Genomic DNA, 25,719 nt, shown 5'->3' with positions numbered 1-25,719 from the left:
GAGAGGGGAAGCTATGAAGGGATTAAAGAAAAAGTTAAAAAGAGGTTTGGCGGGATTCCTGTCATTTGTTCTTACCATGACTTCTTTTAACATGGTGTCATGGGCGGATGTGGCTGCTGCTTTTGAGAAAGAGAATGCTACATTTGTGATGAGCGGAGAGGATTTGAGAGACTCTGCACAGGCAGCCATTGATAATGGCGATGAATTTAATTTTGAGGACCTCGGCGTGGATACATCCGACCGAAGCCTTGCAAAGGAATATCAGAGGCTGTTTGAAACAGGTTCTGTATTTGAGTTTGCACCGGCTTACGATATGGACGAAGAGGAATATGCAGACGGAGCAGAGCTTCGTATGTTTATCCGTATTAACGGCGATCCCGAAGGATATCAGATTACAGGCGATGAGGATATCATTTTCCTGTATATCAACGATTCTGATGCGAGAGTGACATTCCGTTCCAGAATTGACGGATATACGACTCAGAAGGTAACGGTAAAGGGGAATTCTACTTTACTGGATGCGGAAGCACCGACTGCACCGGTTGGCGGTGAAGGTAACGGAAACGGAGGCGCTGGCGGTGCAGGTACGAACGGCGCGGCTGGCGGCGAAGTACAGAACCCGGATGAGAATGCAGGCGGGGAAAACGGAACGGTTGACGGAAGCGTGCAGAATCCGGACGGAAATGCGGCTGATGGAAGCGTAGAGAATCCGGACAGCAATGCGGCTGATGGAAATGGTACCACAAGCGGCGAAGTACAGAACCCGGATGCGAATGTGGACGGAGAAGGCGCGGCAAACGGTGAGGTTCAGAATCCGGATGCAGGCTTAGACGGAGAAAATGGAAATGCAGCAGATGGCGTTCAGAATCCAGATGCTAATGTAAGTGATGGAAACGGAATAAATGACGGAACGGTTCAGAACCCGGATGCAAACGCAGATGGGGAAAATACCGATCATTCCAATACGAATACAGGAAAAGAAGAACAAGTTCAGAAGCCGGAAGACCATACCGGAACGAACGGCGGCGCGCAGAATAGCGATACGAACAAGACCGAAGACGGCGGAAAGGCCGAAGCGGGGAATTCTGAGAGTGGAGCTTCCAATGGTGGGGCGGCATCTGATGGCGGAGCATCGAATAGTGGAGTGTCTGATGGTGGGGCTTCGAACGGTGGAGCATCTGATAGTGGATCTTCGAACAGCGGCTCTTCTGACAGCGGTTCCGATCATGGGGACTCTCTGGTATCGGCAGCGACTTTGAAACGTCATTATACTCATATTCTTACAACTGCAGTCAATGGTGATGCGGGAAGTAAGGAGAGCGACAAGGTATCTTCTGATGAAGGTAAGGAAGATGAAGTTGATGCCGCTGATAAAACCGATAAAGCTGATAACACAGATACCAGCGATAAGCATGATAGCGAAGATGTTAATAGCAATACAAATACAGAAGACGGCAGCAACGGCGGCAATGCTGATAAAGATGCAGTAGTGACTCCTGATGGAGAAGAAGGGAACAGCGCTGGTGAGGACAATAAGGCAGATGCTGTGACTCCTGACAATGGAGAAAACCAGGATTCTTCTGATGCTAAGGCAGATGACCAGGGCGAAGTATCCAAACCGGACGACGGCCAGGGCGATGCTGTAATTGATGATAATTCTGATAAGGATAATGCTGATAAAGATAATGCAGACAAAAATGCTGCGGAAGATAATAAGGCAGACGATACAACAGTTGATGGAAAGGATCATGCTGCTAACGGAGAAGACGGAAAGAAGAACGATTCTCTGGTAGTGGATCCTGAAGCTGACGAAAAAGAAGAAGTATCGAAAACAGGGACCACCAGCGGCAAGACCTATGGCCAGGTAGTATTGGATGAGTCCTATTATGCAAAGGCCTATGTTACTACTTTGGATAAGCTGCATATCGACGTGTCTAAAGAAGGCTATGCCGTTACTTATACGGTTACACCAGTTGGTACGGCTGCTGTAAAGGGCGCTAAGAATGTAGAAGAAGGAAAAGATTTAACATTTACCGTAAAACCACAGGTTGGCTATGTTATTGACCATGTAACTGCAAATGGAGAAAGCCTTGAAGCTGTAGAAGATGACGAAGCTACTGTTTCAAATGCAGATACAGGCGTAAAACGGTTTGTTGTTCCGGAGATTGAGGAAGAACAGGAAATCGTTGTGGCGATGGCGGAGATTGGGGAGCATCCGGAATTTAATTTCAGCAAGACTCTGGGCGATGTAGTCGTGAGCCTTCATGCAGAAGAAGGAATTCTGCCAGCAGGAACTGTAGCGAAGGTGACAGAAGTTACGGAGAAGGTTGAGGAGGCTGTTAAGGAAAAGACGGCAGAGGAGACTGGTGAAGATACTTCCGCGAATACGGTTCTGGCTTATGATATTAAGTTATTTGTGGAGAATGAAGCAGGCGAACTGGAGGCTCTGGATAATAGCTGGAGTGATAATGGATATGTAGAAGTTACATTTGCTGGTAAGGCGATTGAAGAGAAGAGTGCGGAAGCTGAAAAGGTAGAGATTACTCATATTGATACCGGTGATGTTGATGCAACATCTGAAAGTGTTGAAAAGGTTAGCGTTGAAGAAGTTGAAAAGGTCGAATCAGTATCTGACGCGGTAGACGTAGCCGATAATAATTCAATCGAGATGATTGCTTTTGATGCAGAACATTTTTCAATCTATGCAATATATTTTACCAACACAAGTATGGCTGCAAAAATTAGAACTATGAGTATTGACGGAAAATCGATTGGTACCAATAATTATGTTGGAGACTGGTGGAACCGTTTTACACTTACAACTTCAGGCTTGATGATTTCCAATATTGCACAAGATATTAAAAATAATGAAAGTGAGGCTTTTAAGTCCTATAAATTTGTGAAGGCAACTATTGGCAACCAATATGACGGTGAATCTGTACTTCGCATTCGTCAACAGGCTAAAAGAAAATATATATTAGAATATTCTCTTAAAGATAAAGGAGATAGTTGGCAGAGTTTCAATAGTAATGAAGATCTCTATTTTTGGTTTGAGCCAATAACAATAACGGTGACCTTTGATCCTAATGAGGATTATGGAGGCACTGGTGAACCATTTACCGTGACAGTAGGTGATGAGGGGAAAATTATAACACCCGATAATCCTTTTACAAATAAAAACGGATATGAGTTTGTTGGTTGGCATGGTGAAAAGTCTGGACATCATAGTGGTACAGAAATGCTTCAACAGACATTTATTGAAGGCGTACAGTATCCGCCGAATATTGATGAAAAAACTAATACTACTATTACCAGTGATATAACACTATATGCTACGTGGCTTAATAAGAAAGGAACAGATGGCCGGGAGGCTAAATTCTTTATTAGAACAGATGGAAAAGCTCCTTTTGAACCTAATGGATATGGACCAGGTGATTATTATCCGTCAACTTCACAGACACAGTTAACTGGTACCTTAAGGAATAAAATAGAAATAAATAATAACCCTGAAATGGTTGCAGCTAATATTTTAAGAGAACCATCTGGTACAGCTATAGCGGCAGCGGCCCAAAAAGCAGGAAAAAGTTTTAATCCAGCTACGCAGAAAGTTTTATGGTACGTAATTAAAGATCAGGGAGATTGGCATGTCGACGGTATTGTAGTGGATAAAAATACTTATTCTGTAAGATATTGGCCAAATGGTGGTAATGAAAATGTTCCGCCTACGCAGAATTATAGCGAGGGAACCACTGTGCGTGTAAATTATAATAATATACCTAGCCGCATAGGATATGAATTCTTAGGCTGGGATACAGATAAAGCATCAACATCACCTCGATATGTATCAAACGGCACAAACAATTCTTTTGTAATTAAAGATGCTAATGTTGATCTGTATGCAATATGGAAACCAAAAGATGGTATTCCATTCACTGTAGAACATTATACACAGCAGTTAGATAAAAGTTATCCACAAAAAGCGACTGAAGTAGCAACCAAATATTCTACTACAGGAACTATTGTAAAGGATGATGATTACAAGAAAACAATTCCAGGATTTACGTATGCTTCCGGGATTGAGGATAATATTACAGAGGCGGAAGTGCAAGGCGATGGTAGTACTGTATTGAAGTTATATTATACCAGGAATACAGATACTCCTTACACAATAGAACACCATCAGCAGTCCGTTGATAATCCTGAGGAATATGAACTGGTAGAGACTGACACAGAGACCGGTTCAGGAGTAACTGGAGAGAAGGCTACGTTTTCTCCTAAAGATTACACAAACGACGGTTTTGAGTATAATGCCGCTTTAACAACGCCTGCAGATAAAACAATTACAGGTGATGGAAAACTGGTTGTTAAATTGTATTATGACAGGAAAAGTTATAGTGTAAAGTATGAATATACAGGAAACGTACCAGATGGTGTTAGTTCTTTGCCTCAGGCAAAAAACATACAGAGTCGGGGAAGATGTAACAATTGCCGCCGATGCAGCTGCCAAAGGATATAGCTTTAGCGGTTGGAAAATTAATGGTAAAGATGCTGAAATGTTTAAGATGCCTGCTCACGATATAAAGATAACTGGAAGCTTTGGCGTTAATAGTTATACAGTAACCTATAAAGTAGACAATTCCACATACGGTGCAGTAGAAACGCATCAATATGGCGAAAATGTTTCTTTAAGAGAAAAACCAGTAAAGGAAGGATACTCTTTTAAAGGCTGGAGTCGTGACAGTGGATTTACAATGCCTGCAGAGAACGTGGTAATCGAAGGACACTTTGAGATCAACAAATATACGGTAAGATATGAAGTAGATGGATCTCTCTACGGGGAAGAAGAATCGTATGACTTTGGCGAAATGGTTGAGATTAGAGATGAACCGACAAAAGACGGGTATACGTTCAGCCATTGGAGTCAAAAAGAAGCATTTACGATGCCTGCAAATGATGTTGTAATTAAGGGAAATTTCAGTATTAACAGCTACAATGTGACATATAAGGTGGACGGAGTCCAGTACGGAGATACCGAGACTCATGAGTATGGAAGCGCAGTAACGCTGAGGGCTGAACCTGAGACGGAAGGTTACACATTTAGTGGCTGGAATCGTGAAAATAACTTTACGATGCCTGCAGAGGATGTTGTAATCGAAGGAAGCTTTAAGATCAACAGTTATACGGTGACGTATAAAGTTGATGGTGAGATAAGCGGTGAAGCAGAAACTTATGAGTATGGAGCAGTAGTAACACTGAGAGAGGAACCTGCAAAAGAAGGTTATACGTTCAGTCACTGGAGCCGAGAGTCAGGATTTACGATGCCTGCAGAAAATATAGTGGTTGAAGGACATTTCGAGATTAACAGCTATACAGTTACCTATAAGGTTGATGACCAGTTATATGGAAAGGTAGATACCTATAAATTTGGAGAAGATGTAACGCTGAGAGATGCGCCAACGAAGGAGGGATATACCTTTAGCGGCTGGAGCGAGACCAGCGGGTTTAAGATGCCTGCAAAAGATGTAGAGATCAAGGGAAACTTCAGCATCAACGATTATACGGTAACCTATAAGGTAGACGGAAAGGTTATTGATGAGAAAAAGCACCAGTATAATGAAGAGGTAACCGTAAGAGCAGACGAAACGAAGGAAGGCTATACCTTCAGCGGCTGGAGCAGTGAAGATGTCAGGCAATCATTTATCCAAAGATTACTGTCTTCTTCTATCGCGGGAAAGACGTTCCGCATGCCGGCGAAGGATGTGGTAATTGAAGGACATTTTGATATTAACAGCTACAAAGTAACCTATCAGGTAGACGGAGTACAGTCCGGAGAAACAGAAACCTATGAGTACGGAACGCTTGTAACAATCAGAGATGATCTGGAAAAAGAAGGACATAAGTTCAGTGGCTGGAATCTGAAGGAAGACTTCGCCATGCCGGCCGAAGATGTAGTGATTGTAGGAAGCTTTACTGCAAACGAGTATACGGTAACGTATCTGGTAGACGGTAAACCTTATGAAACAGCAGAGACGTATTTGTATGGAACTGCTGTGAAGCTGAAAGAGGCCCCGGAGAAGGAAGGCTATACCTTCAGCGGCTGGGACCATAAGGAAGACTTTACGATGCCTGCAGAAAATGTAGTCATTAATGGGTCATTCAGCATTAACAGCTACAAGGTAACGTATGAGGTAGACGGAAGTGCTTATGGTAAGGAAGAAACGTATGAATACGGAAGTGCAGTAACACTTCAGAAAGAGCCGGAGAAGGAAGGATATACCTTCAGCGAATGGGATCATGAAGACGGATTTGCAATGCCGGCACATGATGTAGTGATCAAGGGAAGCTTTAAAATCAACAGCTATAAAGTGACATACAGAGTTGATGGGGAACAGGTAGGAGAAGTGGAAACGTATGAGTTTAATGCACCTGTGACTCTTAGAGAAGCTCCGGAAAAAGAAGGTTATACATTTGGCGGCTGGAGTCGTGATACCGGGTTTGATATGCCCGCAAAGGATGTGGTAATTGAAGGAAGCTTTACGATTAACAATTATACCGTGACGTATCTGGTAGATGGAAAGCAGACCGGAGAAACAGAAACCTACCAGTATAATCAGGAAGTCACTGTAAAAGCGGACGCAGAAAGAGAAGGCTATACCTTTAGCGGCTGGAGCAGTGAAGATGTGAAAGAGAACTTTATTCAGAAGCTGCTTTCAAACTCTATAGCAGGCAGGACGTTTCATATGCCGGCAAAAAATGTTGAGATAGAAGGAAGCTTTGACATCAACAGCTACAAAGTAACGTATAAGGTAGATGGAAAGCCAGTTGGAGAGGTGGAAACGTATAATTACGGAACGTTGGTAACGGTAAGGCAGAGCCCGGAGAAAGAAGGTTATACATTTAGTGGCTGGAGCCGTACGGAAGCATTTGAGATGCCAGCGGAAGACGTAGTAATTGAAGGCTCTTATAAGATCAACAGCTATACTGTAACGTATAAGGTAGACGGAGAGCAGTATGGAGAGAAAGAGACCTACGAGTATGGAGCGGCGGTAACGCTGAGGGAAAAGCCATCCAGGGAAGGCTACACATTCAAGGGCTGGAGTTATGAGAACGGATTTAAGATGCCGGCGGAAGACGTCGTGATTGAAGGTTCTTATGAGATCAACAGCTATACAGTAACGTATAAGGTAGATGGACAGCAGTATGGAGAACCGGAAGTATATAAGTATAATGAATTAGTCCGGTTGAAATCCGAGCCGACAAAGGAAGGGTATACATTTAGCCATTGGAATTACGGTGAAGATTTCCGGATGCCTGCAAAAGATGTTGTGATCGAAGGAAACTTTGGAATTAACAGCTATACCGTAACGTATAAGGTAGATGGAGTCCAGTACGGAGATACCGAGACTCATAAGTATGGAAGCGCAGTAACGCTGAGGGCTGAACCTGAGACGAAAGGTTACACATTTAGTGGCTGGAATCGTGAAAATAACTTTACGATGCCTGCAGAGGATGTTGTAATCGAAGGAAGCTTTAAGATCAACAGCTATACGGTGACGTATAAAGTTGACGGTGAGATAAGCGGTGAAGCAGAAACTTATGAGTATGGAGCAGTAGTAACACTGAGAGAGGAACCTGCAAAAGAAGGTTATACGTTCAGTCACTGGAGCCGAGAGTCAGGATTTACGATGCCTGCAGAAAATATAGTGGTTGAAGGACATTTCGAGATTAACAGCTATACAGTTACCTATAAGGTTGATGACCAGTTATATGGAAAGGTAGATACCTATAAATTTGGAGAAGATGTAACGCTGAGAGATGCGCCAACGAAGGAGGGATATACCTTTAGCGGCTGGAGCGAGACCAGCGGGTTTAAGATGCCTGCAAAAGATGTAGAGATCAAGGGAAACTTCAGCATCAACGATTATACGGTAACCTATAAGGTAGACGGAAAGGTTATTGATGAGAAAAAGCACCAGTATAATGAAGAGGTAACCGTAAGAGCAGACGAAACGAAGGAAGGCTATACCTTCAGCGGCTGGAGCAGTGAAGATGTCAGGCAATCATTTATCCAAAGATTACTGTCTTCTTCTATCGCGGGAAAGACGTTCCGCATGCCGGCGAAGGATGTGGTAATTGAAGGACATTTTGATATTAACAGCTACAAAGTAACCTATCAGGTAGACGGAGTACAGTCCGGAGAAACAGAAACCTATGAGTACGGAACGCTTGTAACAATCAGAGATGATCTGGAAAAAGAAGGACATAAGTTCAGTGGCTGGAATCTGAAGGAAGACTTCGCCATGCCGGCCGAAGATGTAGTGATTGTAGGAAGCTTTACTGCAAACGAGTATACGGTAACGTATCTGGTAGACGGTAAACCTTATGAAACAGCAGAGACGTATTTGTATGGAACTGCTGTGAAGCTGAAAGAGGCCCCGGAGAAGGAAGGCTATACCTTCAGCGGCTGGGACCATAAGGAAGACTTTACGATGCCTGCAGAAAATGTAGTCATTAATGGGTCATTCAGCATTAACAGCTACAAGGTAACGTATGAGGTAGACGGAAGTGCTTATGGTAAGGAAGAAACGTATGAATACGGAAGTGCAGTAACACTTCAGAAAGAGCCGGAGAAGGAAGGATATACCTTCAGCGAATGGGATCATGAAGACGGATTTGCAATGCCGGCACATGATGTAGTGATCAAGGGAAGCTTTAAAATCAACAGCTATAAAGTGACATACAGAGTTGATGGGGAACAGGTAGGAGAAGTGGAAACGTATGAGTTTAATGCACCTGTGACTCTTAGAGAAGCTCCGGAAAAAGAAGGTTATACATTTGGCGGCTGGAGTCGTGATACCGGGTTTGATATGCCCGCAAAGGATGTGGTAATTGAAGGAAGCTTTACGATTAACAATTATACCGTGACGTATCTGGTAGATGGAAAGCAGACCGGAGAAACAGAAACCTACCAGTATAATCAGGAAGTCACTGTAAAAGCGGACGCAGAAAGAGAAGGCTATACCTTTAGCGGCTGGAGCAGTGAAGATGTGAAAGAGAACTTTATTCAGAAGCTGCTTTCAAACTCTATAGCAGGCAGGACGTTTCATATGCCGGCAAAAAATGTTGAGATAGAAGGAAGCTTTGACATCAACAGCTACAAAGTAACGTATAAGGTAGATGGAAAGCCAGTTGGAGAGGTGGAAACGTATAATTACGGAACGTTGGTAACGGTAAGGCAGAGCCCGGAGAAAGAAGGTTATACATTTAGTGGCTGGAGCCGTACGGAAGCATTTGAGATGCCAGCGGAAGACGTAGTAATTGAAGGCTCTTATAAGGTCAACAGCTATACTGTAACGTATAAGGTAGACGGAGAGCAGTATGGAGAGAAAGAGACCTACGAGTATGGAGCGGCGGTAACGCTGAGGGAAAAGCCATCCAGGGAAGGCTACACATTCAAGGGCTGGAGTTATGAGAACGGATTTAAGATGCCGGCGGAAGACGTCGTGATTGAAGGTTCTTATGAGATCAACAGCTATACAGTAACGTATAAGGTAGATGGACAGCAGTATGGAGAACCGGAAGTATATAAGTATAATGAATTAGTCCGGTTGAAATCCGAGCCGACAAAGGAAGGGTATACATTTAGCCATTGGAATTACGGTGAAGATTTCCGGATGCCTGCAAAAGATGTTGTGATCGAAGGAAACTTTGGAATTAACAGCTATACCGTAACGTATAAGGTAGATGGAGTTCAGTATGGCAGTACAGAAACCTATGAATATGGAAGTACAGTAACGCTGAGAGAAGAACCAGGGCGGGAAGGTTACACATTTAATGGCTGGAATCGCAAAGGGAGTTTCACAATGCCTGCAGGGGATATCGTAATCGAAGGAAGCTTTAAAATCAACAGCTATACGGTGACGTATAAAGTCGACGGAGAGATAAGCGGTGAAACAGAGTCCTATGAGTATGGTGCAGATGTATCATTGAGAGAAGAACCGGTAAAAGAAGGCTATACGTTCAGCCACTGGAGTCGGACGACAGGATTTACCATGCCTGCAGAAAATGTAGTGATTGAAGGAAGCTTCAAGATCAACAGTTATACTGTTACCTATATAGTTGATGGTGAAATAACTGGAGAAGTTGAGTCTTACGAGTATGGTACAGAGGTTAAATTGAGATCCGAACCATCAAAAGAGGGTCATGAGTTTGGCGGCTGGAACAGAACAGAAGATTTCACTATGCCGGCTGAAAATGTTGTAATTGAAGGAAACTTCGATGTTAACGAGTATACCGTAACGTATTTAGTAGACGGCAAGGATTATGGAGAAAAAGAAACATACAAATACGGAACTTCTGTAACCCTGAGAAAAGATCCTGAAAAAGAAGGCCATACATTTAGTGGCTGGAATCAAACTGATGGATTTGTAATGCCAGCTAAAAACGTAGTAATTGAAGGCAGCTTCAGCATCAATAGCTATACGGTTGTATATAAAGTTGACGGAGAGGTAGTTGGGGATACAGAAAGCTATGAATTTGGAGCGCCAGTGTCCTTGAGAACAGAACCTCAGAAAGAGGGCTATACATTTAGCGGCTGGGATCGTGAAAGCGGATTTAATATGCCGGCTGAAAATGTGGAAATTGAAGGCCATTACAGTATTAATAGTTATACGGTAACATATAAGGTCGATGGTGAACTTTATGGTGACATCGAGACCTATGAGTACAATGCACCTGTAGAGCTGAGGCAGGAACCTCAAAAAGAGGGCTATACATTTGGCGGTTGGAGTTCTGAAACTGGATTTAATATGCCAGCTGAAAATGTAGTGATTGAAGGAAGCTTTAAGGTGAATGAATATACTGTAACATACTTTGTTGATGATAAGTTTTATGATTCAATAGAAACGTACTCTTATGGATCACAAGTTAAGCTGAAAGAAGCACCTCAGAAGGAGGGCTATACATTTAGCGGTTGGGATCATGATGACAGATTTACAATGCCAGCAGAGGATGTAGTAGTTAAGGGATCATTTAACATTAACAGTTACAAGGTAACTTATGAGGTAGATGGAACGCCATATGGAATGGTAGAGATTTATAAATATGGCGAGTTAGTAACATTACAGAAGAATCCAACGAAGGAAGGATATACTTTCAGTGGTTGGGATCATAGTAATGAATTTGCAATGCCGGCCAGGGATGTTAAAATAAAAGGCAGCTTTATAGTAAACAGTTACACCGTAACGTATAAGGTAGACGGAGCTCAAATTGGTGAACCAGAGACCTATAAGTACGGTGAAGCAGTAACGCTGAGAGAGAAGCCGTCTAAAGAAGGTTATACATTTAATGGCTGGAGTTCTGAGGCTGGATTTAATATGCCGGCTGAAGATGTAGTGATAGAAGGCTCCTATCAGATCAACAGCTACACTGTGACATATAAAGTGGATGGAGAGCAGTTTGGAGAACAGGAGACATATGAGTTTAATGAATTAGTTCAGCTGAGATCCGAACCAACAAAAGAGGGTTATACATTTAGCCACTGGAATCGCAGCAGTGAATTTAATATGCCGGCGAATGATGTTGTAATCGAAGGAAACTTTAAGATTAACAGCTACACAGTAACATATAAGGTGGATGGAAGCCAGTATGGCAGTACAGAAACCTATGAGTATGGAAGTGCAGTAGTACTGAGAGAAGAGCCAAAGAAGGAAGGTTATACATTTAGTGGTTGGGATCATGAAGATAACTTTATGATGCCTGCAGATGATGTAGTTATCGAAGGTACCTATAAGATCAATAGCTATACAGTAACGTATAAAGTTGATGGAGAAGTGAGTGGTGAAGTAGAGACCTATGAATATGGTGCCGAGGTAACACTGAGAGGCGAGCCTGTAAAAGAAGGTTATACGTTCAGCCACTGGAGCCAGGACACTGGATTTACAATGCCTGCAAAGAATATGGTAATTGAAGGAAACTTCCTTATCAACAGTTATACAGTTACCTATAAGGTCGATGGTGAGATATTTGGTGAGGTAGAGACTTACAATTACGGTACAGTTGTTAATTTAAGATCCGAACCAACAAAAGAAGGTCACAAGTTTGGCGGCTGGAACAGAACAGAAGATTTCACTATGCCGGCTGAAAATGTGATAATCGAAGGAAACTTTGATGTTAACGAGTATACCGTAACATATTTAGTAGACGGCAAGGATTATGGAGAAAAAGAAACATATAAATACGGAACACCAGTAATCCTGAGAGACAATCCAGTAAAAGAAGGATACACATTTAGTGGTTGGAATCCCGCAACTGGATTTATAATGCCTGCTAGAAATGTCGTAATTGAAGGCTCTTATAAGATTAACAGCTATACAGTAACATATAAGGTGGATGGAGAACAGTATGGAGAACCAGAAACCCATGCGTATGGCGAATTAGTTCAGCTGAAATCTGAACCGATAAAAGAAGGTTATACGTTCAGCCACTGGAATCAGAATGCAGAGTTCACTATGCCGGCTAAGGATGTAGTAATTGAAGGAAACTTCAGTATTAACAGCTACACAGTAACATATAAGGTCGATGGAACTCAGTATGGAGAGAACGAAACCTATGAGTACGGCAGTACGGTAACTCTGAGAGAAGAGCCGAAAATGGAGGGTTATACATTTAGTGGCTGGAGTCAGACAGCCGAATTTAAGATGCCTGCGGAAGATGTTGTAATTGAAGGCTCTTACAAGATTAACAGCTATACAGTGACATATAAGGTAGATGGAGAACCGTATGGTGAGACAGAGAGCCATGAGTATGGTGAGTTAGTCCAGCTGAAATCCGAACCGACAAAAGAAGGTTATACATTTAGCCACTGGAATCAAAACGCTGAATTTAAGATGCCGGCTAAGGACGTAGTAATTGAAGGAAGCTTTAGCATTAACAGCTACACAGTAACGTATAAGGTAGATGGAAGTCAGTACGGAGAGATCGAAACCTACGAGTACGGAAGCCCGGTTACTATGAGAGAAGTACCAAAAGAGAAAGGCTATACATTCAGCGGTTGGGATCGTGAAGAAGACTTTGCAATGCCAGCAGAGAATGTGGTAATTGAAGGAACCTTTAGTGTTAACAGCTATACGGTGACGTATAAAGTTGACGGAGAAGTAAGCGGGGCAGTAGAGACTTATGAGTATGGCAGAGAAGTAACACTGAGAGAGGAGCCTTTAAAAGAAGGCTATACGTTCAGCCACTGGAATCAGGAAACGGGATTTACAATGCCAGCAGAGAATGTAGTAATTGAAGGAAGCTTCCATGTCAACAGTTATACGGTCACCTATAAAGTTGACGGTGAAATCACTGGAGAGGTTGAAACTTACGAATACGGTACAGCAGTTAAATTGAGATCTGAGCCAATAAAAGAAGGTCATAAGTTTGGTGGCTGGAACAGAACAGAGGATTTCATTATGCCGGCTGAAAACGTAGTAATTGAAGGAAACTTTGATGTTAATGAGTATATCGTGACCTATTTAGTAGATGGTAAGGATTACGGAGAAAAAGAGATGTACAAATATGGAACTCCTGTAACCCTGAGAAAAGAGCCTGAAAAGGATGGCCACACATTTAGTGGTTGGAATCAGACGAATGGATTTACGATGCCAGCTAGAAACGTAGTAATTGAAGGCAGTTTTAATGTCAATAACTATACGGTTGTATACAAAATTGACGGAGAGGTAGTTGGGGATACAGAAAGCTATGAATTTGGAGCGCCAGTATCCTTGAGATCAGAACCCCGAAAAGAAGGATATACATTTAGTGGCTGGAATCGTGAAAGCGGATTTAATATGCCGGCTGAAAATGTAGTGATTGAAGGGCGTTACAGTATTAACAGTTATACGGTAACCTATAAGGTTGATGGAGAACTTTACGGAAGCGTAGAGACCTATGAATACAATTCTCCAGTAACCGTAAAAGTTGATCCGACAAAATCTGGTTACACCTTTAGCGGTTGGGATAAAACAGGCACATTCAGGATGCCGGCTCAGGATATTGAAATAACCGGTACATTTAGTAGAAATTCTAATAATAATGGTGGAAACGGTGGTGGCAGCACCCCAGACAACAACAAACCATACGTCCCGAATGGTCCTGGTACTGATGATGGACCTATCGTTACAATCGATCCGGAAGCGGTACCATTAGCAAATGCACCGGTTGAAGGTAACCCGACAGACAACTTAATCCTGATTGATGATGGCAATGTGCCGTTAGCGGGTCTTCCAAAGACTGGCGATCGTGCAGGTGCGCAGGCAGGATTAGCAGCAATACTTTCCGGCTTCCTGTTAGCGGCGTTTACAATGCTGAACAACAAGAAGAAAGAAGAAAACAAGTAATTCAGGTATCATTTAACAAGTAACAAAGAAATAAATAACAAAGAAACAAACAACAAAGAAACAAGCAACAGACGAAGACCGCCCGGCAGAATGTACACTCTGTCGGGCGGTTTCTCTCTATTTTTGTTCATTCCCCCGTTTCTGAAGAAACCACTGGTAATCGTGGAAAAGTTGTGATAGATTATATACTTGATAAAATTGACTCGTGATCTGCGACAAAACAGGGAGCATGTAAAGATGACAAAGGATATGACACAGGGAAAGCCGCTGAAGCTGATTCTGGCGTTTTCCATTCCGCTGCTGATCGGAAATATTTTTCAGCAGTTTTACAATATGGTGGATTCCATTATTGTGGGACAGTTTATTGGAGAGGAGGCACTGGCGGCCGTGGGTTCCACCGGTTCCATGGTGTTCCTTGTAATCGGTTTCTGTAATGGAATCGCCAGCGGATTTGGGGTTATGATATCTCAGGCCTTTGGAGCGGGTGACAAGAAACGGCTGCGAAATTACGTCGCTGTGGCGCTGATGCTCAGCGCAGCGGTTATGGTGGTTTTAACTGCGGTAACCATGGTAACGACGGAACCGCTTTTAAGGCTTATGAGAACGCCTGACAATATTATGGAAGGCGCCTCCTCATATCTGATGATGATTTATGGTGGTCTGGGGGCAACGCTCTATTATAATGTGCTTTCCTGCATTCTCAGAGGTGTCGGGGATAGCCGTACGCCGCTCTATTTCCTGATTGTGTCATCTCTTTTAAATGTGATACTGGATCTTTTATTTGTCATCACATTCCATATGGGAGTGGCCGGCGCCGGACTGGCTACGGTAATCGCTCAGGGAGTTTCCGCGGTGCTGTGTCTTGTCTATATGTTTAAAAAGTTTCCGATGCTGCGGCTGGAAAAGTCGGATTTCCGGTGCCGGTGGTATACGGTGGTTCAGATGTTCAGTGTGGGACTTCCGATGGCGCTGCAATTTTCGATTACTGCGGTTGGCGTTATGATCCTTCAGAGCGCCATCAATGACTTTGGGTCCACTGTGGTGGCTTCCTATACGGCCGCGTCCAAAGTCGAGAATTTATCTACGCAGATTATGATTACACTGGGGGCAGCCATGGCGACGTATTGCGGACAGAATATGGGCGCTGGCCGGTTCGACCGGGTAAAGGAAGGCGTGCGCCAGTCTTACATGATTGTACTGGGGGCTGTGGCGGTCGCGGTATTCATATCGGCTGTGTGCGGTGAAAGCATTGTTCGGTGGTTCATATCCAATCCATCGGAAGAGGTGTTAGGATATGCGACTACTTATCTGCACACCATATCGTGGTATTTTGTATTTCTGGCATTTTTGTTTCTGTACCGCAACGTCCTTCAGGGCCTGGGAAATGGAATTCTTCCCATGCTGTGTGGTGTGGCGGAGATGGTTGTAAGAACCATTATCGCCTTTACGCTTACCGGCCAATGGGGATATATGGCGATCTGCATGGCGAGCCCGCTGGCATGGATCGCAGCGTGTATTCCGTTATGGCTGTGCTATCAGATTCAGATTCGTGATCCACAGAGATGGTTTTTGAGAAAACGTGTCTATCCCGGGAAGAATTGACTTCCCGGGTTTTTGTTTTAATTTTAATAGGATAAAATGCGTTTGCTGAAGCATCGGACAGAATAATTTAGTAATATTTAAGAAAATTGAAGGAATAGCGGGGCTTCCACGAACCCTTTGTTTATGGTATACTGTAAAGGAAAATTATTAAATTTTACATAAAATAATAACATAAATGGAGGAGAGAAACATGAGTGAAGAAAAAAATGTAACTCTGGAGCAGGACGTGCTCGTAGAGAAAGAGGTGGTAAACGCACCGGCTGAACCAGTAACAGAAGCGGAGTCAGCAGAATCAGCGCCAGCAGAATCAACGCCAACAGAAGCAGCACAACCACAACCGGAAGCCCGCGTAGAAACCATGGAAGACTATGCCAAAGAACTGGAAGCTTCCTTTAAGCGCGTAAAAGAAGGCGATGTCCTGACCGGAACTGTAGCAGGCGTGACGGAAGACCAGGTTTTGGTTGACTTGAAATATTACGCAGGCGGTGTGATCAACAAGGAGAACATCAACGGTGATCCTGATTTCCAGCTTCAGGCGGAGATTCATCCCGGCGATGAGATTACAGCCACGGTCATCAGCACTGACGACGGGGAAGGCAATATCGAGCTTTCCATGAAGGAAGCCAACGAGAACCGGTTATGGGATAAGTTTGCCGCGATGCTGGCCGACCGCACCATCGTAAACGTTAAGATTGCAGAGATCGTAAAGGGCGGAGCCGTTGCGTATCTGGAGGGCGTCAGAGCATTTATTCCGGCTTCCAAGCTGGCGGCGGAATATGTTGAGGACTTAGAGGAATATAATGGAAAGACAATAGAAGCCACCGTTATTACCGCTGATCCGGAAGCAAAGAAACTGGTGCTTTCCGGTAAGGAGCCTGCGCGTGCGAAGCTTCAGGAAGAAAAGAATAAGAAGATCGCCAAGTGTGAAGTGGGAGCCGTCATGGAAGGAACCGTGGATACACTAAAAGAGTATGGCGCCTTTGTAAACCTGGAGAACGGCTTATCCGGACTTCTTCATATTTCACAGATCAGCAACCAGAGAATCAAACATCCGGGCGCTGTCTTAAAGGAAGGCCAGACGGTAAAAGTAAAAATTATCTCCATTAAAGACAACAAGATCAGCTTAAGCATGAAGGCCCTCGAACCGGAAGAGGAAATCGATTTAGAAGGATTCGATTTCAAGGGCGACGGAGAAGTGACTACGGGCCTGGGCGCACTGTTAAAAGGATTAAAATTTTAGAAAGTCAGGAAAAAGAATATAAAATGCCGGGTTTCTATGGTATACTAATTCTAACGGGCAGAGGCGTTTTGTCGCGGTTCTGCCCGGACTGACTAGAATGCGGACACGTGGTGAGGAAGGGAGGAATGAAGATGAATATTCCCAATTCATTTAACCAGGTTGACCAGTGGAAATCTGTGATGTTTTTGTATGACTCGGCATTAAAGGAAATCAATACAAAGATTGAGATACTCAATAATGAGTTCGTGCACATCTACAATTACAATCCGATTGAGCACATCAAGTCCCGTCTTAAGACACCGGACAGTATCGTTAAGAAGCTGAAGCGCTACGGATTTGAAGTGACGATCGACAACATGGTGGAAAAGTTAAGCGATATCGCGGGAATAAGGATTATCTGTTCCTTTACATCAGATATCTATCAGATCGCTGAGATGATAACGAAACAGAGCGATGTTACGGTGCTCTACGTAAAAGATTACATTAAGAATCCAAAGCCCAATGGCTATAAGAGTTATCATATGGTTGTGACGATTCCGATTTATCTGACTGACGGACCTGTCGATACGAAGGTGGAGATTCAGATCAGAACCATTGCCATGGACTTCTGGGCAAGTTTGGAACATAAGATCTATTACAAATTTGAAGGAAATGCCCCGGCGTATTTACAGCAGGAATTGAAGGCCTGCGCGGATGTGGTGAATATGCTGGATGTAAAGATGTTTTCCTTAAATCAGGCTATTTTGGAACTTGCGGAGGCACAGCGGTCGCAGGATCAGGAGATGCCCGATGACGAGGAAGTGGCAGAGGAAGAATTACCGTAGAATGTGGGCAGCCAGAGCGGATTCCATCCGTTCGGGCTGCTTTTTAGCAGATCAGGCGGGGACGGAAACAACGGGATATGGATTGGAATGACAGGCTATGGATTGAAAATAATAACCCTGTAGAAGAAGGTTGTATATGAGGACATTGACGAAGGAAACATGCCAGATTCTTAAATTTAATCAGAAGAATGCATTGCTTTTTGAAGTCCTGTACCGCCTGCTTACCGGGCCGCTTTATCTCTTCCTGCTTAATAAGGGATTAAAGTGGTCTTTAAAGATGGCCGGATACAGCTATTTAACTGCGGGCAATATTGGTTATTTTTTTCTGAAGCCGGGGACGATCGTCATGATTCTTGTGATCGGTATCATTGGCATCCTCTTTCTTGCGCTTGAGACCGGATGTCTCCTGACCCTGTTTCAGGGGGCGGCGTATTTCCGGAAGCTCAGTGTGGGAGAGATCTTTTTAGGCGGATTATCGAAGCTGTCTGATGAGATTAAGAAGAAAAACTGGCGGTTAGGGCTTCTGATTCTGGCCGATTATGGGATTTCCAACCTCTATTTAATCTACCGGGTGTTGACCCATGTCAAGCCGCTGAATTTTGTTATGTCGGAGCTGATGAAGCAGAATGCCGGCCGCCTGGCGGTCTGCGCGGCGGTGGTGCTGGTCATCCTGGCGGTTGTACCGGGGCTGTACACGTTTTACACCTGTATGATCGAACAGAAGAACTTCCGGGACGGTTACAGGCGAAGCCGGAGGCTGTTAAAGGGCCATCTGGCGAATACCGTGTTTTTGCTGGGCGGATATTATGCGGGACTGATCGTTTTGCTTCATGTGATCTATATTTTCTGTATCCTGGTGGCGGCGATCGGTATGAGCCTGTTTACGGATAACCGCCTGGCGCTGGCGATTCTGCCGGCGGTCGGGGACCGGATCGAGCTGGTTCTTATCTTCCTGGCCAGCATGGCCCTGGCTCTGGGGAATTTTGCGGCGCTCAGCGTCCAGTATTATCAGTACAGCAACCGTCTGAGCCGGGAGCCCCGATGGGATTTCTCCTATCCCTCCAGAAAATCGTTCCGCGGACGGATACTGGGAGCGGGCGTGGCTGTGGCGGCGGCGCTCAGCCTCTTTTTTCTCTTCAATCTTGTGAGAAATGGTTCGGCCATAACCGATGATATCCTGACGGAGATCCAGATCACGGCTCACCGCGGAAGCTCTAAATCAGCACCGGAGAACACCATGGCCGCGATGGAACTGGCAGTGGAGAATCTGGCCGATTTTGTGGAGATCGATGTGCAGGAGACGGCCGACGGCGTGGTGGTTCTGGGGCATGATTCCACACTGAAACGGGTGGCGGGAGTGAACCGGACTATCGGCTCCTACACCCTGGAAGATCTCCAGGATCTGGATGTGGGGAAATGGTTTTCCAAGGAGTTCGAAGGAGAGCGGATTCCGACGCTCGCAGAAATTATGGAGTTCTGCAAGGGCCGGGTCAAGATGAATATTGAAATTAAGAACCTGGGAAAGGACAGTCCCCTGCCGGATAAGGTGGTGGAGCTGATCTCGGATTTTCAGATGAAGGAACAGTGTGTGGTAACGTCCACACGCCTCTCCTATCTGTCCAGGGTGAAGGAATTAGATCCGGATATACGAACCGGATATATTATTTCTGCCGCGTACGGCGATTATTACTCTGATGATGATGTGGATTTTATCAGCATACGGTCCAGCTTTGTCAGCGGTAAGCTGGTGGAAGCCGCCCATGAAAAAGGAAAAGCGATCCATGCGTGGACGGTGAACAACAAGAGCGAGATGGAGCGTATGAAAATGCTGGGAGTTGACAACATCATCACAGATTACCCGGTTCTGGCGAGAGAGATCGTCTATCGGGAGCGGGCGACGGAGACGCTGTTTGAATATCTCCGGCTTGTATTAAAGTAGACGTAACAGTCTGAACTGTTACTAATAGACAGGAGTTATTGGCATGAAGGTTGTACTGCAGAGAGTTTCCCGCGCGGCAGTGTCCGTGGACGGGAAAGTAATTGGAGCCATCGGCAAAGGTTTTCTGCTTCTTCTGGGTGTCTCAGACACGGACACGGAGCAGACAGCGGACCGGATGGTGGATAAGATATGCAAACTGCGTATCTTTGAAGATGAGAATGGAAAGACGAATCTTTCGCTGGCTGATGTCGGAGGAGCGCTTCTGGTGGTAAGCCAGTTTACGCTTTACGCGGACTGTAAAAAGGGCAACCGGCCCAGCTTTGTAAAGGCCGGGGGGCCGAAACTGGCGGAAGAACTGTACGAATATGTGATTGCCCGGTGCCGTGAACACATTCAGACGGTAGCGCATGGAAGCTTTGGCGCACATATGAAGATAGATCTGGAAAATGACGGACCGTTCACCCTGGTGCTTGACAGCGGCGAACTTTTCTGAAATAGGATACAGCTGCCCTTTGAGAGATTACCGGGCGCAAATTGAAACAATAAAATAAACAGACAAACATGGAGGTTATTTACACAATGGAAAAGACAAAGGGAGAAATTTTAGCAGAGGAATTAATATGGGAATTCCCGAATATTGCAAAGGAGGCGCCGGAACAGCGTGAAGCTGCGGAAGCCTTCTCGGCAGGATACAAGGCATTTCTGGATAAGGGTAAGACAGAGCGGGAGTGCGTAAAGGAAGCTGTAAAGATCCTGGAAGCCGCAGGCTATACGCCGTTTGAAGCCGGTAAGAAGTATTCTGCAGGCGACAAGGTATATCTGGTAAACCGGAAAAAGTCGGTGATAGCGACAACGTTCGGAAGTAAATCTGTAGAAGAAGGACTTCGCTTAAACGGAGCGCATATCGACTCCCCACGCCTTGATCTGAAACCGAATCCTGTCTATGAGAAAAGTGATCTGGCGTATTTTAAGACTCATTATTATGGTGGAATCCGCAAATATCAGTGGGGGGCCACCCCGTTATCCATGCACGGCGTCATCGTGAAGAAGAGCGGCGAGATTGTAGAGGTGAATATCGGGGAACAGGAAGGCGATCCGGTCTTCTGTGTGACGGATCTGCTTCCGCATCTGGCGGCTGAGCAGAATATGCGCCCCTTAAAGGATGGACTGAAGGGGGAAGAGCTGAATGTAATTATTGGCTCGATTCCATATGTGGACGAAGCAAAGATCAAGGAGCCGGTTAAGCTGCTGGCGCTTCAGCTGTTAAACGAACGTTATGGAATTACTGAGGCTGATTTTTTCCGTGCCGAGATAGAACTGGTTCCGGCTCATAAGGCCAGCGACGTAGGTTTGGACCGCAGTATGATCGGCGCTTACGGACAGGATGACCGAGTGTGTGCATACACAGCGCTGATGGCGGAGATTGAGACAGAGAATCCGGTCTACACCACTGTAACCATTCTTACCGATAAGGAAGAGATCGGCTCTGTGGGAAATACCGGACTAAACTCCGATTATGTACTCCATTATGTAGAAGAACTGGCGGAGACACAGGGCGCAGATGTGAAACGCGCACTGAGGAATTCCATCTGCTTATCATCCGATGTGAATGCGGCTTACGATCCTACATTTCCGAATGTCTATGAGGAGCGGAATTCCTGTTATTTAAATAAGGGATGCGTATTGACTAAATATACAGGAAGCCGTGGGAAGTCCTCATCCAACGATGCCAGCGCCGAAGTGATGGCAAAGGTCATCGCTATGATGGATCAGGAGGGCGTGTACTGGCAGATCGGTGAGCTCGGTGCTGTCGATGTGGGCGGCGGCGGAACAATCGCTCAGTATGTAGCGCATATGAACGTGGACGTAGTCGATCTGGGAGTGCCGATTCTTTCCATGCATTCTCCGTTTGAGCTGGCCTCCAAGCTGGATGTATATAATACATACAAAGCGTTTCTGGCTTTTTACAGGGCATCCTAAGGGGTTGCGGAGCCGTAAACGGCAGCTGCGTATTCTGAAATTTTTGTTAATTTCGGTAAAAAGCTTTTTTTACATGCTCCGATATGGTATAACTGTCAGGAAGCATTTTATATATTTATTATTTTGATTAAAGGAAAAGGAACGTATTATGAGAAAATTTTTAAAAGTTGCTGCCTGTGGTCTTATTATGGCGGCAGTTGTGACAGGCTGCTCCAAGAAGGCGGCAGAAGAGACGACACCTGCGGAAACCACTGCCGAGACTACTACGGAGGCCGGTTCAGAGGCGGGCGCGTCTGAACAGCTGCAGATGATGGATTTATCCGGAATCGATAACGGTACTGTGATACTCGGTGATTATAAGGGAATCGAAGTGACCAAGACACCGGTGGAAGTATCTGACGAAGAAGTGGACGCTGCGATCTTATCAGAGCGCGAGAGCAAAACCACCTATGATGATGTGGACCGTGCTGTTCAGGATACAGATAAGGTAAATATTGACTATGTAGGAACAAAGGATGGCGTGGCGTTTGACGGCGGTACCGCTCAGGGACAGGATCTTGTGATCGGTTCTCACCAGTTTATTGACGGGTTTGAGAGCGGACTGATCGGCGCAAAAAAGGGCGACGAGGTGACGCTCGACTTAACCTTCCCGGAATCCTACGGCAACGCGGATTTAGCCGGCCAGGCAGTTGTATTCAAGGTAACTGTCAACAACGTACAGGAAAAGAACATGCCGGAATTAGACGAGGCGTTCGTTCAGGAAGTATCTGATTTCAAGACGGTTGACGAGTATAAGGAAAGCAAAAAGCAGAGCCTTCTGGAGCAGAAGGAAGGCCAGGCGCAGGCGGCAGTTGAGAATGACATCCTGAAAGCAGTCGTTGAAAACTGTCAGATCGAGACGACGCAGGAAGCCGTTGATGCGAACTTCAATAATTATCTGCTCAACTATACCAATCAGGCAGCGATGTACGGCATTGATTTAAATACATTTACATCCGCGTTCTACGGTGTGGATGAGGAGACCTTTAAAGAGAACTACGTAAAGAATATTGCAAAGTCTGCGGTTGAGCAGAGACTGGTATTCCACGCGATCGCGGATCAGGAAGGTATAACCGTATCTGACGAAGATCGTGATAATCTTGCGACAGAGATGGGATACGAGAGTAAAGATCAGATGATTGAGTCAGCCGGAGCATATAATGTGGACGACTATCTGATTTCTACCAAGACCATGAAATTTTTAGTTGATAATGCAGTAATCAAATAAAAAAATTTTACGAGTAGGGGGAACCTTTATGCAGCTTTTAAAGGACAGGATACGGAAAGACGGAAAGATTAAATCCGGCGATGTATTGAAGGTAGACAGCTTTTTAAACCATCAGATGGATATTAAGCTGTTTGAAGAGATCGGAAAGGAGTTTAAGAGACGTTTTTCCGATGACAGTATCAATAAGATCCTTACAATTGAGGCTTCCGGAATTGGCATCGCGTGTATTGTTGCCCAGTATTTCGATGTTCCGGTAGTTTTTGCGAAGAAGTCCAAGACGAAGAATATCGCCGGGGATGTCTACACCACCAAGGTGGAATCTTTTACACATGGTAAAGTCTATGATATCATGGTTGCCAAAGAATTTTTAGGCGCTGGAGACAAGGTTCTGCTGATCGACGATTTCCTTGCTAACGGCAAGGCTTTAGAGGGCCTGGCAGCTGTTGTGAAGGATTCGGGAGCGGAGTTAGTCGGTGCAGGAATCGTGATTGAGAAGGGCTTTCAGCCTGGAGGAGACCGTCTGCGTGCGGATGGAATCCGTGTCGAATCCCTTGCAATCGTAGAAAGCATGGATGAAAAAACGGGCAGTATCCGTTTTCGGGGTGATGAATGACGAGTAACAGAAAAGCATTATTTTTTGATATAGATGGGACACTTCTTTCTGAAGTGAACCGGAATGTACCGGAGAGTGCCAAGCGTGCGGTTGCGAAAGCGCGGGCCAATGGGCATCTGGTATTTATCAATTCCGGCCGTACATACAGCCTGATCGGTCCGATCAAGGGCCTGGTTGAAGTGGACGGCTACTGCTGCGGATGCGGCACAAGGGTGATTGTGGATGACGAGGTGCTGTTTTCCTTTACCATTCCTCATGAGCGCGGCCTGCAAATTAAGAAGGACATTTTAAAGTATAATATGGAAGGAATTCTGGAAGGCACGGAGCACTGCTATTTCAGAAAAGCCAAAACCAGATTTACCCAGCTGGAACAGATCCGGGAAAATGTCGAGAAAGACGGCCATGGAGCGCCTTATACCTGGGAAGATGACTGCTATGATTTCGATAAGTTCTGCGTATTCGCAGACGAGCAGAGCGATCTGGCCGGATTTTCAAGGGCGCTGGGGCTGGAATATAACATCATAGACCGGGGAGACGGGTTCTATGAATGTGTTCCGGCGGATTATTCCAAGGCGACTGCCATCGATGTGGTTCTGGAGAAGTACGGAATGGCGCTTGAGGACGCTTACGTGTTCGGTGACAGCACCAACGACCTTCCGATGTTTGAACATGCGAAGAACTGTATTCTCATGGGACACCATGATGTGGAGCTGGAGCCATATGCCACGTTCTTTACAAAGAATGTGGAGGATGATGGAATTGAGTATGCCATGAAGAAGCTGAAGCTGATCTAAGCGGCATACAGAGCCAGTGCAGCATTGCACTTTCACTGCGATATTCATGCAATGCAGGAGACTGAAGTGATATGAGAGTAACAGGCGCCACGGCCGTTAATTCGGAGTGGCGCCTGTCTTTGTTTGAAAAGAGGTTGACATTCCCAGGAAAAACAACTAAAGTTAATCGTAGTTTAACAAAGGAATGGGTTAAAGTATGAAAGCAAAAGTGAATGTGATTGTGGCCATGCTGATGTTTGGAAGCATTGGCCTGTTTGTACGGGGGATCGCGCTCCCCTCCAGTGTGATTGCCCTGGTGCGGGGCGTGATTGGCTGCCTCTTTCTGGTCACGGCCGGATGTCTGATGAAACAGCCGGTCAACTGGAGAGCGATTAAGGGCAACTGGCTGGTGCTGGTGCTTTCAGGAGCGGCAATCGGTTTTAACTGGATTTTTCTGTTTGAGGCCTACCGATATACGACGGTGTCGTGTGCGACACTCAGCTACTATTTTGCCCCGGTGTTCGTGATCCTTGTGTCGCCCATTGTGCTGGGGGAGAAGCTGACAAAGAAAAAGCTGGGCTGTGCGGTAGGAGCGGTCATCGGAATGCTCCTGGTATCCAATGTACTCTTTCTGGAAAACGGTGAAAATGGCCTTCTAGGCATATTCTTCGGCCTGATGGCCGCGGTCCTTTATGCCAGTGTCATGATACTCAACAAATTTATGAGGGGCCTGACCGGGCTGGAGACAACTGCTGCACAGCTGGGCGTGGCGGCTGTTATCCTGCTTCCCTATACGGTGCTGACCGCTGCAGAACCGTTCTCTGCGGTCTGGGCGTCCGTTCCGGCGGTATCGTGGGTCCTGCTGGCATTTGTGGGGATTGTCCATACCGGAGTGGGATACCTTCTGTATTTTTCGGCCATGAAGAAGCTGCCGGCGCAGACGGTGGCGGTCCTAAGCTATATCGATCCGGTGACCGCGATTCTCTTATCCGCAGTGATACTCAGGGAGACCATGAGCGTACCGCAGATGGTCGGAGCCGCGCTGATTCTTGGGATGACGTGGATGGGCGGCAGGGGGCCGCAGGACAGATAAATCGTAA

General features: G+C 45.3%; 13 protein-coding genes. All 13 read left to right on the top strand.

Annotated features, from left to right (window positions below):
- Positions 1-13 precede the first annotated feature (13 nt).
- The 13 genes from M1L66_RS32610 to M1L66_RS32550 all read left to right on the top strand — a co-directional run bounded on the left by M1L66_RS32610 (position 14) and on the right by M1L66_RS32550 (position 25,712).
- A complete protein-coding gene (locus M1L66_RS32610) occupies positions 14-4,516 on the top strand; it encodes an InlB B-repeat-containing protein (RefSeq protein WP_434689847.1) in 4,503 nt (1,500 codons plus the stop codon).
- Complete coding sequence (locus M1L66_RS32605; RefSeq protein ID WP_434689846.1) at positions 4,404-14,381, top strand: doubled motif LPXTG anchor domain-containing protein; 9,978 nt, start codon at positions 4,404-4,406, stop codon at positions 14,379-14,381. Before M1L66_RS32610 ends, M1L66_RS32605 begins: the two co-directional genes overlap by 113 nt.
- Before the next feature lie 237 nt (positions 14,382-14,618).
- On the top strand, positions 14,619-15,983 hold the full coding sequence (locus tag M1L66_RS32600; protein ID WP_434689844.1) for an MATE family efflux transporter: 1,365 nt from the start codon (positions 14,619-14,621) through the stop codon (positions 15,981-15,983).
- A gap of 190 nt (positions 15,984-16,173) precedes the next feature.
- Positions 16,174-17,223: a S1 RNA-binding domain-containing protein gene (locus tag M1L66_RS32595; RefSeq protein WP_434689841.1), complete on the top strand. Its 1,050-nt coding sequence runs from the start codon at positions 16,174-16,176 to the stop codon at positions 17,221-17,223.
- 131 nt (positions 17,224-17,354) lie between these two features.
- Positions 17,355-18,047 carry a GTP pyrophosphokinase gene (locus M1L66_RS32590; protein WP_187023817.1) on the top strand — a complete coding sequence of 231 codons (693 nt, stop codon included), beginning with the start codon at positions 17,355-17,357 and terminating at the stop codon, positions 18,045-18,047.
- Positions 18,013-18,138: a hypothetical protein gene (locus tag M1L66_RS32585; protein WP_434694370.1), complete on the top strand. Its 126-nt coding sequence runs from the start codon at positions 18,013-18,015 to the stop codon at positions 18,136-18,138. The genes M1L66_RS32590 and M1L66_RS32585 overlap by 35 nt, the downstream gene beginning before the upstream one ends.
- Positions 18,139-18,183: 45 nt before the next feature.
- Positions 18,184-19,986 (top strand): glycerophosphodiester phosphodiesterase, encoded by a 1,803-nt coding sequence (locus M1L66_RS32580; RefSeq protein ID WP_187023720.1) that lies wholly within the window; start codon positions 18,184-18,186, stop codon positions 19,984-19,986.
- Between the two features lie 43 nt (positions 19,987-20,029).
- On the top strand, positions 20,030-20,479 hold the full coding sequence (gene dtd / locus M1L66_RS32575) for a D-aminoacyl-tRNA deacylase (RefSeq protein ID WP_187023721.1): 450 nt from the start codon (positions 20,030-20,032) through the stop codon (positions 20,477-20,479).
- 86 nt (positions 20,480-20,565) lie between these two features.
- The gene (locus M1L66_RS32570; protein ID WP_002605209.1) at positions 20,566-21,966 is read left to right on the top strand and encodes an aminopeptidase; all 1,401 of its coding nucleotides are present in this window, start codon (positions 20,566-20,568) and stop codon (positions 21,964-21,966) included.
- A 148-nt stretch (positions 21,967-22,114) separates the two neighbouring features.
- Positions 22,115-23,233: a trigger factor gene (gene tig, locus M1L66_RS32565; RefSeq protein ID WP_434689838.1), complete on the top strand. Its 1,119-nt coding sequence runs from the start codon at positions 22,115-22,117 to the stop codon at positions 23,231-23,233.
- Between the two features lie 28 nt (positions 23,234-23,261).
- The gene (locus tag M1L66_RS32560; protein WP_187023724.1) at positions 23,262-23,846 is read left to right on the top strand and encodes a xanthine phosphoribosyltransferase; all 585 of its coding nucleotides are present in this window, start codon (positions 23,262-23,264) and stop codon (positions 23,844-23,846) included.
- A complete protein-coding gene (locus M1L66_RS32555) occupies positions 23,843-24,640 on the top strand; it encodes an HAD hydrolase family protein (protein ID WP_187023725.1) in 798 nt (265 codons plus the stop codon). Before M1L66_RS32560 ends, M1L66_RS32555 begins: the two co-directional genes overlap by 4 nt.
- A gap of 196 nt (positions 24,641-24,836) precedes the next feature.
- Positions 24,837-25,712, top strand: coding sequence for a DMT family transporter (locus tag M1L66_RS32550; protein ID WP_434689834.1), 876 nt, complete (start codon positions 24,837-24,839; stop codon positions 25,710-25,712).
- The last annotated feature ends 7 nt before the right edge of the window (positions 25,713-25,719 follow it).

It is taken from the genome of Hungatella sp. SB206 (assembly GCF_051132295.1).
GTDB classification, from domain to species: Bacteria; Bacillota; Clostridia; order Lachnospirales; family Lachnospiraceae; genus Hungatella; species Hungatella effluvii.
Note: the sequence above shows the minus strand (reverse complement) of the source record. Positions and strands in the feature narration are given on the sequence as shown.